This is a genomic window from Mesorhizobium sp. M1328 (genome assembly GCF_040318075.1).
Taxonomy (GTDB): Bacteria; Pseudomonadota; Alphaproteobacteria; order Rhizobiales; family Rhizobiaceae; genus Mesorhizobium.
In genome coordinates, this window is record NZ_JAMYLO010000002.1 from 707947 (window position 1) to 720923 (window position 12977).

At 60.8% G+C, this 12977-nt stretch carries 15 protein-coding genes; 1 reads left to right on the top strand and 14 read right to left on the bottom strand.

Annotated features, from left to right (window positions below; translation table 11 throughout):
- Nucleotides 1–33 precede the first annotated feature (33 nt).
- The 13 genes from NKH23_RS08065 to nifS all read right to left on the bottom strand — a co-directional run bounded on the left by NKH23_RS08065 (nucleotide 34) and on the right by nifS (nucleotide 12088).
- Nucleotides 34–939: an SIR2 family NAD-dependent protein deacylase gene (locus NKH23_RS08065; protein ID WP_353034447.1), complete on the bottom strand. Its 906-nt coding sequence runs from the start codon at nucleotides 937–939 to the stop codon at nucleotides 34–36.
- A gap of 38 nt (nucleotides 940–977) precedes the next feature.
- Entirely contained in the window at nucleotides 978–1190 is a 213-nt protein-coding gene (gene nifT / locus NKH23_RS08070) for a putative nitrogen fixation protein NifT (RefSeq protein ID WP_023678250.1), read from the bottom strand.
- Entirely contained in the window at nucleotides 1187–1507 is a 321-nt protein-coding gene (locus tag NKH23_RS08075) for a nitrogen fixation protein NifZ (RefSeq protein WP_352491475.1), read from the bottom strand. The genes nifT and NKH23_RS08075 overlap by 4 nt, the downstream gene beginning before the upstream one ends.
- Nucleotides 1508–1606: 99 nt before the next feature.
- On the bottom strand, nucleotides 1607–1801 hold the full coding sequence (locus NKH23_RS08080; RefSeq protein WP_023678248.1) for a 4Fe-4S dicluster domain-containing protein: 195 nt from the start codon (nucleotides 1799–1801) through the stop codon (nucleotides 1607–1609).
- A 32-nt stretch (nucleotides 1802–1833) separates the two neighbouring features.
- Nucleotides 1834–3312, bottom strand: a complete 1479-nt coding sequence (gene nifB, locus NKH23_RS08085) for a nitrogenase cofactor biosynthesis protein NifB (protein WP_353034449.1) — start codon at nucleotides 3310–3312, stop codon at nucleotides 1834–1836.
- Nucleotides 3313–3550: 238 nt separating this feature from the next.
- A complete protein-coding gene (gene nifA / locus NKH23_RS08090; RefSeq protein WP_353034451.1) occupies nucleotides 3551–5314 on the bottom strand; it encodes a nif-specific transcriptional activator NifA in 1764 nt (587 codons plus the stop codon).
- 182 nt (nucleotides 5315–5496) lie between these two features.
- A complete protein-coding gene (locus NKH23_RS08095; protein ID WP_352480510.1) occupies nucleotides 5497–5796 on the bottom strand; it encodes a ferredoxin family protein in 300 nt (99 codons plus the stop codon).
- Nucleotides 5797–5807: 11 nt separating this feature from the next.
- Nucleotides 5808–7115, bottom strand: a complete 1308-nt coding sequence (locus NKH23_RS08100) for an FAD-binding protein (RefSeq protein WP_353034548.1) — start codon at nucleotides 7113–7115, stop codon at nucleotides 5808–5810.
- 9 nt (nucleotides 7116–7124) lie between these two features.
- Complete coding sequence (locus NKH23_RS08105) at nucleotides 7125–8234, bottom strand: electron transfer flavoprotein subunit alpha/FixB family protein (protein ID WP_353034453.1); 1110 nt, start codon at nucleotides 8232–8234, stop codon at nucleotides 7125–7127.
- An 18-nt stretch (nucleotides 8235–8252) separates the two neighbouring features.
- Nucleotides 8253–9104 carry an electron transfer flavoprotein subunit beta/FixA family protein gene (locus NKH23_RS08110; RefSeq protein WP_352466656.1) on the bottom strand — a complete coding sequence of 284 codons (852 nt, stop codon included), beginning with the start codon at nucleotides 9102–9104 and terminating at the stop codon, nucleotides 8253–8255.
- Between the two features lie 187 nt (nucleotides 9105–9291).
- Nucleotides 9292–9672 carry a nitrogenase stabilizing/protective protein NifW gene (gene nifW, locus NKH23_RS08115; protein ID WP_353034455.1) on the bottom strand — a complete coding sequence of 127 codons (381 nt, stop codon included), beginning with the start codon at nucleotides 9670–9672 and terminating at the stop codon, nucleotides 9292–9294.
- Nucleotides 9669–10874 carry a homocitrate synthase gene (gene nifV, locus NKH23_RS08120; protein WP_353034457.1) on the bottom strand — a complete coding sequence of 402 codons (1206 nt, stop codon included), beginning with the start codon at nucleotides 10872–10874 and terminating at the stop codon, nucleotides 9669–9671. Before nifV ends, nifW begins: the two co-directional genes overlap by 4 nt.
- Nucleotides 10871–12088, bottom strand: a complete 1218-nt coding sequence (gene nifS / locus NKH23_RS08125) for a cysteine desulfurase NifS (RefSeq protein WP_353034459.1) — start codon at nucleotides 12086–12088, stop codon at nucleotides 10871–10873. The genes nifV and nifS overlap by 4 nt, the downstream gene beginning before the upstream one ends.
- Here nifS and NKH23_RS08130 point away from each other — a divergent pair.
- The gene (locus NKH23_RS08130) at nucleotides 12087–12458 is read left to right on the top strand and encodes a hypothetical protein (protein ID WP_353034461.1); all 372 of its coding nucleotides are present in this window, start codon (nucleotides 12087–12089) and stop codon (nucleotides 12456–12458) included. The two genes, nifS and NKH23_RS08130, sit on opposite strands and share 2 nt — an antisense overlap.
- Before the next feature lie 69 nt (nucleotides 12459–12527).
- Here NKH23_RS08130 and NKH23_RS08135 read toward each other — a convergent pair whose 3' ends face one another.
- Nucleotides 12528–12848: a HesB/IscA family protein gene (locus NKH23_RS08135; RefSeq protein ID WP_352506805.1), complete on the bottom strand. Its 321-nt coding sequence runs from the start codon at nucleotides 12846–12848 to the stop codon at nucleotides 12528–12530.
- Nucleotides 12849–12977 lie beyond the last annotated feature (129 nt).

Genomic DNA, 12977 nt, shown 5'->3' on the forward strand with positions numbered 1-12977 from the left:
CGAAGGACCAATCATCAAAGGGGCCCGCCATTGTTAATCCTGTCCACCACCTGCAGCAGGGCGCGTTCCTATAAGCCGAGCCGCGGCTTCACTTACTGGCATGTCGATCACCGTGATTCCGCTTGCCGCAAGGAAACGCGCTTCGTTTCTGGTCAGCGTTTCCGCGTCCATTACCGCGCAATGTGGACCTCGGGAGCGCTTCATGATCTGCCTGGCGTAGGTGCGCAGCATCTGATCGTTGAAGCGGCAGCCAACGAAGAAAAATCCACGGGTGATGCGCCGTTCCTTCACCACGTCTGGGATCGGTGTCTGGATATCGATTTCGGTCAGGACTTCGACATAGTCGGAATCTGCGACGAGAAAGTTTTGCGCAGGCCTAATACTCCCGTGAGGTGTATAGAGAACCGTCTTTGCCCCCGATCGGAGGTCGAGTTCCCTCCCGGACAGATCGTAGGTTTTCGTCCAAATGTCCCGGATTTCGTTCGCCCGCGTTACGCCCTGGATCTCGACGACGTCCGTTCGGCCGGTCTCTACGAGAGCCGTGCGCATCGCGCCGTCGTACCAGCTGTCGACGATGAGGGAGAGCGGCAGCCTTGCGAGCCAGGCGTGGAGGAGGGTCGGCGCCACCGGCGCTGCGAATATGTCGGTCATCCAAGCTTGCAGCGTCCGGCGATGCCGGCGCTGTTCGATGAACTGCGCAACCGACCACATATTGGTGCGGATCCTGGAAGGGGCTGGCGCCCGCGCATTGAGTGCCGCGGCAACGAGCTCCGGCGTATGCGGCACAGGCGGTTCCGCACAGTTGAATTCAAGAAGACCCGGACCGAGATAGGGGATCACCTCATCGGCGGCGAGCGCTTCCTCCGCCAGGTCAAGCAGCTTTTCGGCAAAACTGTCCCGCACGATGACGAGGTGGCCCGATGTCAGGATGATGTTCATGCTCGTTTCCTCGCGACGCACCTTATCAAGGGGCAGCATCAGTCCTCTTCGGAAACCTTCCTTGCCTCGACGGTGATCGGCAGACGCGTATCCCGTGGAAGATCGGGTAGGAGGAGCCGCCACCCGTTCCTGAGCGTCACAGTTCCGCCCCACAACTCTTCCTTCTCAAGCTTGATGATCGGCTCTTCGAGGTCCTTTTTGGGGACATACGCCGACAAGCCAGCATCGGTCCTGCGGATCATGACTTTCATCTGGCCGTCCCTTCATTGGTATTGTTTTCAGCACTGCAGGGCGCCTCGGCTTTGTCGAGGCTCATCAGTTCACGCGCTCGCATGCCGACGACGGTGCCACGGTCGATCCATTCGACCGCATAGATGAAGAACTGCTGGAGAAAGGTGCCAATGTCGCGCACATATCCCTCGTCGCCCTTCCGCACGAGATTTTCGCCGATCTCCCTGCCAGGATAGGTGCCGTCATTTTTTATGTGGCGAGTGGCACGTACCCGCTCTCCCGGCATGAATCGTGGAGGCCTGCGGATTTCGACCTCCTCTTCGCGTCCGAGCGACATGTCCGTTCCCTGATTTCTCTTGAGGCTGCAGATTGTGAACAAAGGCGTTCCAGGCGTCCTGCGAAGGCATCCCCGACCATGTCGGCAGCCCAATGTTCGTCACGCAGGAACGCAGGTCTTCGGCACCGGGCATACCGAGGCACATTGCTGCGCATCGAAGACCCCCTCGCACTCGGTGCACTTTTGCGGCTCGATCACATAGCTCTCGCCTTTGAACTTGATCGCGCCGGAGGGACACTCGAATTCGCAGGCGCCGCATTGGGTGCATTGGGATGCGATGATCTTGAAAGCCATTTTAACTCCTGGTCCGAATGGATGAGACGCGCTCAGGCCGTCGCCGCGAGTGCGGGGGTCCCAGACGCGGCCGCGCAAATCGCGCTGATTGCGGTCTCGATATAGTCGTGGGCATATGCGTCGGTGGCTTGGATTCCAGCGTCGGCGAGCTGATCCTGCGGGCAGTTTCCGATGTTGGCGCACAGCACGACATCTATGCCCTCAAGCGCAGCGATGACGCCATCCAGGGCGGCTTCTCCGCCCCAGCCGCCGAGACAATACTGCTCGACCTTGCGATGCCCGACAAAGCTGATCCCTCTCGGCGATGCTTCGTAAACCTGGAATTCCTTCGCATGGCCGAAATGTTCATTGACGCGGCCGCCGCCCTTGGTCGCCACTGCGAAGAGAAGGGACTTGCCGGGGCTCGCTGCCTTGACCAATCCGATCGCTTCTCTCCTAGCCGCCACGTGATCACGGCGCTCCTCCGCGACCAGCTCCCGATAGGCCTTGCGATTGCTGGCATCATAGGTGACCTCGCCGGGAATTCGGTCGACTGTGAATTCCTGGCCACGATCCTCACCGAGCAGGCCGACGGCATCTGCCCGGCACTGCCGGCAGTGGCGCATCAACTGGGCGCCGCCTTCGACACGATCCTGAAGAGCCTTCATCTCCATTGCGTTTGGGCCGCGTTGCCCGCTCAGTCCGTAGTGCGTGCCGTGCGCCGGGTCCGAAATCAGCGGCATGAGGTTGTGCAGGAACGCGCCTCGCTCCTTGACCCATCTATTCACCTTGATCAGATGCTCATCGTTCACGCCGGGGATCATCACCGAATTGATTTTGGTGAGGATGCCGCGCGCGGTCAGCATCTCCAGACCCAACATCTGCCGCTCGTGCAGGATCCGGGCGGCTTCGATGCCGACGTAGCGGCGATGGTCGTAAAAGATCCAAGGATAGATCTTTGCACCGACCTCAGGGTCGACCATGTTGATGGTGATCGTCACGTGATCGACATTCATGTCGGCAAGCTCATCGACATGGTCCGGCAGCGCGAGCCCATTCGTGGAGATGCAAAACTTGATGTCTGGGATTTCCCTGGCGACTCGTTCGAACGTTGCCTTCGTCTTCTTCCAGTCGTAACAGGCATCGCCAGGTCCGGCGATGCCGAGCACGGAAAGCTGCGGCACCTCGTTGGCGACCGCGATCACCTTGCGTAGCGCCTGGTCGGGCGTCAGCTTTTCGGAGACCACCCCAGGCCGGCTTTCGTTGGCGCAGTTATATTTGCGATTGCAGTAGTTGCACTGGATATTGCAGCCGGGCGCCACCGCGACGTGCATGCGCGCGAAATAGTGATGCGCCTCTTCTGAAAAGCAGGGGTGATCCTTGATCTTGTCCCAGACAGCCGGATCCGTGTCGTCCGGCTTTATCGACGAGCCGCAGGACGAAGACGCGCAGCCACCGGCTTTCACGGTGGCAAGCAACTGGTCATCGAATGTCGTGCTGAGGCTCTCAAGCGAAATTGCCGGTGCGGACATCGAACGGCTCCGTTGCTGGGTGAATGTCGCAGTTCAAACCGCAAGAGCTATGCCAGCTCAAAGAGCGGTTTTGGTTCACGAATTGGCTTTCGTGTCGGATTCCGTCGGATTGCTCCGACACACCTTTGTCGGGCTTCCGACAGTGGACAAGCAAATCGGGTCGCGAAGGCTACCAGCCTTGGGCGCGAAGGGTGTGAGGGAGACTACTTCGGGCTTACGTTTGACGTCATCACGACGTCTAGAATTTCTTCACCTCGATGCCATATCGGCGCAGCGCGTAGCCGATTTGCCGCGGCGTGAGGCCGAGGATACGAGCCGCCCTGGCCTGAACCCAACCGGCCTTGTCCATCGCGTCGATCAGCCGGTCGCGTTCCGTCAGACGCGGGGGACAAGCGGGATCGTTTGGATCGCCGGCCGCAAGGGGAGATACGTTGCCTGCGGAGGCACCGATGCGACTGGCCGGCAGCCGCAATCCGACCGGCACTGCGTTGACCCGTGCGAGATCGTCGATGGTATTGCCGCCATTCGAGCGGTCGGCTCGCTTCCAGAGGAGCCAGGAAAGACACTCGCTCTTCTTACAGGCGAAATCGGATGGCGTGATCGTCCTTGAACGCGCAAGTGTGGCCGTCCTTTGGACGCAGTTCTCCAGCTCGCGGACGTTACCAGGGAAGTAGCATTGCGAGATCAGGTCAAGCGCCGACGGCGCGAAGGCGAGTGCGCGATCGTTCTCCTTGTTGAATCGATTGAGGAAGGCGTTCGCAAGGCGTGGAATATCGCCGGGTCGCTCTCTGAGCGGAGGCAGGATAATTGGCACCACATTGATGCGGTAATAAAGGTCGGCCCTGAACTCCCCTTTTATGACGGCCGTCTCGAGGTCCTTGTTGGTGGCGCATATGAGGCGCACGTCGACCTGTAGCGTTTTGGTGCCGCCGACTCGCTCCAACTCGCCTTCCTGCAAGACACGCAACAGCTTGGCTTGAAAGGCCGGCGAAATCTCACCGATTTCATCAAGTAGCAGCGTTCCCTCATTTGCCAATTCAAAACGACCGGCGCGCTGGGAGATAGCACCCGTGAAAGCGCCCTTTTCATGCCCAAACAGTTCTGACTCCAGAACGCTTTCAGACAGTGCGGCGCAGTTCAATTTGACGAAAGACTTCTTCCTCCGACGTGAGAGCTTATGGATGGCTTGCGCAAAGAATTCCTTGCCGGTGCCGCTTTCACCCCGCAGTAGCACGGTGGAATTGGTCCCTGCTACGACCGAGACGGTTTCGAGCACCTGCTTGAGTGCGGGGCTTTCCCCGATGATCCCGTCGATTTTGACATCCGCATGCCGGGCAGGGTCGTAGGTCCTCCCCTCGTTGGGCGATTTCTCCGGTCTCCATTGCTCATGGACAGACCGCTGACGATCTGTACTCAGGATGCGATGGAGACGGATCGTCCGGCCGACAAGGTTGGCGACCATCGTCAGGAAGTATGTGTCCTCGTCGTCGCGAAAGTCGGTGGCGCCGTCTCCGGCGCGATCGATCGACAATGTCCCAAGGATTTTATGATCAGCCTTTAGCGGGATACCGATAAAGGCAATTGGGATGGTGCCGCTGCTCGAAGATGTTTGAAGGTCAGCGTGAAATAGTTGGGACTTGCGGACGTCCGGTATGAAGAGCGGCGTCCCCGTAGCGACGATTTGATCTGTTATGGCCTGTGGTATGACGCGGCGAGTGCCTGATTGAGGTGCGTGGGTATTGCCGGCAGTTGCGGCAATCTCCGGCTCTCCTTCAGCGTCCAGGACGACGATTGCTCCGTGACGCATTTGCAGAAACGAAGGCAGGATGTTCACGACATTGGCGAGCGTAATCTCCAGCTCGCTGGGGGCGGTCAGCACCTTCGATATCTCGTAGAGTCCCCTGAGCGCGATATCTGCTTGGGGCATGCTTTTGATGGGCGGTTCAGGGCGGGTATCCCGAGGTGCTACCTCGTCGACCCGATCTTGCGGTACGTGAGCCATGGAAACACCTCAGGGGTTGTCGTCCAGAGTGCTCCTCCTTTTGTGTCTGAGTCTGAATTCTGAAAGCACAGTATTCACGAGCTTCTCTTCGTTGCGAGGCGATTCAAGCAAAGATGAGACTTGGCGTTGGTCGCGACCTCAGGTGTACCAAGACTAACCCTCTTGATACGTGCGTGCGTCGGTCATCCGAATTTGAAGAGGACTCCGAAACCGCCGCGTGGATAGTTCCACTCGATCTCGCCACTGGTCTCGCACAAAATCCGGCAGGTGCCGCACTCCATGCAGCCGTCGGCAGTGATCTCCACTTGACCTTTGTCGTTCAACTCATAACATTTCGCGGGGCAGACGTGGGTCAGCGCGAGCAAGTTCGCGCTTGGCCTCTCGTGCGGTAGCACTTTGATATGCGGACGGCCGGAATCCACCAAGTAGCGGTTCTGGTAAAGCTTGTCCTCGACACGTGACTTCGTCACTGCGATCGTCATTTCGTCTCCCCTCAGCGCCACGCCAATGCAAGGCGGACCGCGTCGCTGACCAGCCCCCAGCGCGAGCGCGCCTTGATGAAGGCCGCCGTGGTCGCCTTTTCCTTCTCGATCTTCGGCGTGCCGTCGACACGCATGAAGTTCTGCGCGGCTTGCGACATCAACCGCGGATAAGTCGTGAAGTAATTGCAGGAATTGGTGTGGAGCAAGGCCGGCATGTCTTTGTATTTCCTTAGGTCCTTGACCACGAAGGACTTTTCCAGCATGGCTTTGTAAAGGGCGAGATTCCGTTTGGTCATAGGACCGTTGCGGCTCTTGACCTCGATGATTGCCTCAGCCGCGATGCGGCCGGAGGTCATGGCGAGGTTCGAACCCTCGCGGTGAATGGCGTTGTTCAGTTGCGCGGCATCGCCGACCACGACCCAACCGTCGCCAAAGAGCTGCGGAATAGCCTTGTAGCCGCCTTCGGGAATGAGATGCGCGGAATATTCTTTCACTTCCGAGCCGGCAATCAGCGGCCGGATCGAAGGATGGGTTTTTAAGGCGTCGAGGAGGACGTAAGGGCTCTCGACCATCGCGGCGAAATCGGAGACGAGGCAGCCAATGCCCAGTGAGATCGACTCCTTGTTGGTGTAGAGGAAGCCGAGCCCGGCCATGCTGCGGGAGGTCGTGCCCACCGCCTCGATCACGCAGCCTTCATCGCCTTTGAGGCCGAACCGCTGCTCAATGACCTCTTCGGGCAGGAAATGCATTTCCTTGACGGCGAGCGCCACGGTTTGCGGCTTCGGCATCTCGCGCAGGCCGGCCCGCGTGCCAAGCAGTCCGCAGACACCTTCTGCGAGGACGACCACGTCCGCGTAGATGGCTCCGCCGGCCCGGTCTGTGCGGACGCCGATCACCCTGTCCTTGGCGTCACGGATGAGTTCCGTCACGGTCGTCTCGCACAGAACCGTCGCGCCGGCCTCGCGCACCTTACGCGAAAACCATTTATCGAACTGGGCACGGATGATCGTGTAGCGGTTGGGCTTCGCCTCATTGAAGTCGTCCGACCGATAGTGAATCCCGGTATGGGATGTGTCGTCCATCACCCAAAGCCGCTGTTCAACCAAATGCCGCTCGAGAGGCGCATCGTCCCGGAAATCCGGGATGATCTTCTCCAGCATGTTCGCGTACATGATGGCACCCTGGACATTCTTGGAGCCCGGATATTCACCCCGCTCCAACTGCAGCACCTTCAGGCCGTGGCTGGCCATGGTGTAAGCAGCTGCGTTTCCGGACATGCCGGCCCCAATAACAATGGCGTCGAATTGTTCCTCAATCATGTCCATCCCTTAGCTCGCAAGCTTGTCGCGACTGTGGGGCGACAGCCGCCGGGTGAAGGCTTCCGTCAGTGCGGGCAGGAAGCGGATCGCGTCGGTGACGATCCCGAGGTGAGCGAAATCGAAAATCGGCGCGTTCGGGTCGGTGTTGATGGCCACGATGAGATCCGCCCCCTCGACGCCAACCCGATGCTGGACGGCGCCGGAAATCCCGGCCGCTATGTAAAGCTTCGGCCGGATGGTCTTGCCAGTTTGGCCGATCTGCCGATCAGCCGGCATCCAGCTCTTCTGGACCAACGGGCGCGAACAGCCATGCTCGGCACCAATTGCCCGCGCGAGATTCTTCACAAGCTGCAGGTTCTCCGCCGCGCCTAGACCGAGGCCTCCCGCAACCACGACGTCGGCATAGGCAAGATTTGCCTTTGCCGACTGACTATCCGGCAGGAAGCCGAGGATTTTGGTAACGATCTCGTCCTCGGCTACCGAGAGCTTGTGCCGGATGACACGCCCGACCGGTTTATCCGCCCGCTGCGGCATGGGCATGACCCTCGGTCGCACTGTCGCCATCTGGGGGCGGAAATTGAGCGTATAGATCGTGCACAACAAGGAACCGCCGAAAGTCGGACGGGTGGCGGCGAGCGAACCGTCGGTATCCACATCGAGTTCGGTGCAGTCGGCCGTGAGCCCTGTCTGCAAGGTCGTCGCCACGGAGCCGGCAAGATCCCTGCCGAGTGTGGTGGCGCCGAGAAGAAGGATCTCGGGTTTGTGGGCGTCGACCAGATCCGTCATCGCCTTGGTGAATGGCTCGTTCCGATAGTCGGCGAGCAGCGGCGCCTCGACGATGTAGACAAGGTCGGCGCCATAAGCGAACGCTTCGGCAACGGCGTTCCCGATGGCCTCTCCCGGCGGTCCAAGCACGACGCCCGCAAGCTGGACCTGAAGCTTGTCTGCTAACTTGCGGCCTTCGCCGAGCAGTTCGAATGATACGGGATGGACCTGGCCGCGTTCGAGCTCGATGAAAACCCAAACGTGCCGGTAGTCCTTGAAATGCGCGGGCAGCTCCTTCTTTATGCCGGCACGGCCGGCGGCAGGGCGAGGGGTTTCTCGGTTCGCGTTCGCCATCGTCTGATCCTTGCCCTCTCACGCGCCGCCGTTGAAGGCGAGCTCATGTTCCAATGCCGGCTGGCGGGTGAAGATTGCCGTGATGAGTTCGTCAGCGACATCGCGCAAGGCCATCTCGGCGGTGTCGATTTTTGCCGCCTTTTCCGCTCGCGCAGGAGGCGCGAAAACGCGCTTGACCACCGTCGGTGAACCGCGCAGGCCGCATTTGGTGAGATCCTCAATGCCGGCGTCGGCCGCACTCCATTTCAAGACCTGGCTGCGCGCGGCGCACAGGGCGTCCTGGATCGAGCCCCGGCGGATCTCGTTTGTGCCTTCCAGCATGGTGATGAGGCAAGGGAGCCTGCTCTTCAGCATCTGTGTGCCGCCTTCGGAGCGGCGCTCGACCTTGATCTCGCGTGCAGCAAGGTCAATAGAGGCGATCTTCGCGACATAGGTCAGTTGCAGGAGTCCGAGGCGCTTGGCGATGCCGGGCCCGACCTGGGCGGTGTCGCCATCGATCGTCTGCTTGCCAGTGAAGACGAGGTCTGGCGTGCCGAACGTCTCGCCAACCTTCGCGATTGCCTGGGAAAGGGCGAACGAGGTCGCCAGCGTGTCGGAGCCGGCAAAATAGCGGTCGGTCAAGAGCACCGCTCGGTCGGCGCCGTAACCGAGCGCCTTGCGCAGCGCGTCCTCTGCCATGGGCGGACCCATAGTGAGCACGGTGACTTCGCCACCATAGGCGTCGCGCAGCCTGAGGGCTTCTTCGAGGGCGAACAGGTCGTAAGGGTTGATGATAGTCGGAACACCCTGGCGCATGATCGTGTTCGTCACCGGATGGACCCTTATCTGTGCCGAGTCCGGCACCTGCTTGATGCAGATTACAATGTGCATTGGCGGTTTCTCCAGGCTCCTGTCCGGATGCGGGCTTGGCGGTTATCTCTTTGGAGCGCATCATTCGTGCCAACTGTTTTGCGCTGCCCCCTATTCCTAGAACTTCGCTTGGTTGCTTCCGAGGGCGCCGTGGTGCTGACGGATTTGTCGGCTTCTCGACATTGTCGCGTCGCAACCCGTGTCGCGGTCATTCCTGTCCGAACCGCTTCAGTACGGAGTCGAACGGGACAAAGGTGCGGCCCGGCGTGGCAGGTTTGTTCGGATCGTGGTCTTTGAGCACCTTGAAGACCCGATGCGAGAGCGGCGAGGAAATCGCGAAGTCTTCGTAAGCGCGTTCGAGCGTCGCGCGCACCCGCGCGGCAATCACCTGGTCGGGCAGACCGGAGAAATCTTCTTCGGCAAGGTATTGGCCCACGCGCTTCATGATATGGAGCCGCGAGACATTCAGCACCTTCGGATCATAGGAGACGCCAAGGACTGCGAAGAACTCCTCCGCAGCCGACAGGCCCTTCAGTCGTGCGAGGATGTCGGTGACATCGATGGGGCGGCTGTCAGCGGAACAATTCATCGCATTCTCCCTGGTCGGAAAACTGTGGTGTCGGTGCGCTCGCGCACGGCTGACCTGGACCCGCACAGCTCCGCGAGGGATGCCTCGCTGCACATTCCATCGTAGAGCTCGACCAGTTGAGTTGCAGTGACGGTCGATTTGGTCTCGGCCGCCTCGCGCCGGACGCGGGCCACCATCGCGGCTGCTAGATCCGGGTCGAGATCGCGACCGCTTTCGCTCAGCACATGGGCAATCGCAGTGGCGCCGGAATGCTTGCCGATGACGATACGCCGGCAGCGGCCCACGAGAGCCGGATCGAGCCCCTGATAAGTACGCGAGTCCTTCAGCAGCCCTGCGACGTGAATGCCGGATTCGTGGGTGAAAACATCGGCGCCGACGACCGGCTTAATGGCCGCGGTCTGCCGGCGGGCGGCCCAAGCCACCTGGGCGGCGAGGTCGGGCAATGCGGTCAGCTCGATGCCGGTATCCGCGCCGTCGAGGACCGCCATCGCGGCGGCCACCTCTTCCAGCGCGGCATTGCCCGCACGCTCGCCGAGCCCCAGGAGGGTCACGGAGGCATGGCGCGCGCCTGCGCGGATTGCGGCCAGCGTGTTGGCGGCAGCAAGTCCGAGATCGTTGTGCGCATGAAATTCAAGGTCGATTGGAGACTGCGCCACAAGCTGGACGACAAGTTCGAAGGTCGAAAACGGGTCGAGAACACCGACTGTGTCGGCTAGCCTGACGCGGCTTGCGCCGGCGCGTGCAGCCGTCTCGATGACGCGGGCGAGATGATCCCGATTGGCCCGCGAGGCATCCTCGCAGCCCACCGCGACGAAGAAGCCGGCGGCGGCGCGCCTGACCATATGATCGATGACCTGGAGCGCTCCCGCCTTATCGAGGCCGAGCTTGGCGGCAAGTTGGATGTCCGACGCAGGCAGCGATAGATTGACGGCGTGGACGCCGCTCTCGATCGCTGCATCGAGATCCAGCGACGTCATCCGGCACCAGGCCATGAGCCGAACCGGGAGACACCGCGCGACCACGGCGCGAATTGTTTCGATCTCGTCGGCGCCCATGACCGGCGTGCCGATCTCGATCTCTGTGACGCCGGCCGCCGCAAGAGACTCGGCGATCTCCTGCTTTTCCGTCGTGGTAAAGGCGACGCCGGGCGCCTGCTCGCCATCGCGCAAGGTCGTATCGTTGAGAAAGACATGACGGGTCATGAACGGTAGCCGGTTCTGCTGCCGCTCAGGCATAGACCGGATTGAACGTCTTCGGACCTTCGCTTACCCGGCCCAGAACTGGGAAAGCCACGCAGCTTCTCCACGATTGCCGGCATGACCTCGAGCACCCGGTCGACGTCCGCTTCGCCGTTGTCCCGCGCCAAGGAGAAGCGGACTGCCGCGTGTGGCGTTTTCATCGCGCTCAGGACATGGCTCGGTTCCAGAGAGCCGGAGGTGCAGGCAGAGCCGGAGGAACACGCGATGCCCACGCGGCTGAGGAGGAGTGGAATTCCATCACTTTCGACATGTTCGAAGGAGATGTTTGCGGTGTTGGGCAACCGTTCCAGGGGATCTCCAGTGACACAGGTGCTTGGGATGCGCTGGAGAATCCCGTCCTCTAAACGGTCGCGGAGCGACTTTACCCGTGTGGTCTCGTCGTCCATGAATTTCAAGGCGAGTTCGGCCGCCATGCCGAGCCCGACTATGCCGGGCGTATTCTCGGTGCCAGCACGCCGGTTGTGTTCTTGGTGGCCCCCCTTGATCAGCGAGTGGAAATTGACGCCACGTTTTACGAAAAGCGCGCCGATCCCTTTCGGCCCGTGCAGCTTGTGGCCGGAGAGCGACAGCATGTCGATTGCGGTCGACTTCAGGTCCATCGGAAGCTTGCCGACCGTCTGCACAGCATCGGTATGGAAAAGGGCGCCCACTTCCTTGGCCAACTCGGCAAGCCTGGCCACGGGGAAGATCACACCAGTCTCATTGTTCGCCCACATTATCGAGACGATTGCCACCTGTGGGGTGAGGGCGGCCATATAGGCGTCGAGGTCGAGCCGGCCACGGCAATCCACCGGGATCCTCTGCACCTTGACGCGGCGGGTCTTCTCAAGATGCGCGCAGAGCGTCAGCACGGCGGGATGCTCGACCGCGGACGTCACGATTTCGGTTCGGTTGGGCGCCGCCTCGAGCGCCGAAAGAAGCGCTGCATTGTCGCTTTCTGTCCCACCCGAGGTGAAGGTGATCTCATCGTCGAACTCCGCGCCGATCAGAGCTTGCAACTGCCTCCGCGCCTTTCTCACCGCCGCACTGACTGAGGCGCCAAGAGCGTGCGCCGACGAAGGGTTGCCGAATTGATCCCTAAAGAACGGCAACATCGCTTGCACGACCTCAGGATCGACCCGTGTGGTTGCGTTGTTGTCGAGGTAGACAGGTTTCATGTGCGATCCTCAGTTGACCGGAATGACGCGAGCGCGCGACCGCCTCATTGAGCCTCTGGCGTATGCCGTTGATGATGATGGGCCCGAACTGGCAGCCGGCGCGGACGCCCGACAGTTTGACGTAGACCGGATCGGCGTCGGCATGGCCAAGTCCGCAGTCGCAAGGACGCCCGAACACGACAACGTTATCGATAAGCCGAATTTGGCGCAGCGGCGCGATTTGGCCGCCAGCTTGGGTGCCACCAGGAACCGAACTGTTTCGGGAGGCGACGTTCTTTGCATCCTACCTGAAGCGATTGCCGGTCCCAAGATCGGCTTCGACCTTGCCTTGTTGTTGAGGACAGGGACATCTGTTGTGCCGGCCATATAAGCCTCCTCTGCCGCAAATGAGTGCGTCGGCGGCAATCGCTTCATGGACCCGCACAGGCGCTTCGGGCGATCAACTGAAGGACTTGCCGCAGCCGCACTTCTCGCGCGCGTTGGGGTTATCGAAGACAAAGCCGGAAGATTCGAGCCCGGTGAGGAAGTCGACGGTCATGCCGGCAACATGCGGTTGGGAGCCCGCGTCCACGAACAGCTTGATCCCATCTGTCTCGGTGATCGCGTCGCCCTCGCGCGACACGCTCTCCAGGCCCATTAAGTATTTGAAGCCGGCGCAGCCGCCGGCCTGGACCATGATGCGAAAGCCTTCCGCCGGCTCTTGGGCGCGGGAAAGAGCAGTCTTGATGGCGGCAACAGCGTTGTCGGTGAGCGTAATCATGGCTCCATTCTCCTCAGTCCGGGACCTGCTTGCGCATCACGCTGCATGCACCGTGCCAAAGCGAAAACCGTTTCAACACAGCGCGCCATCTCTGACCCTGCGGTGATTCTTGTGAGTCCATTGCTGCGA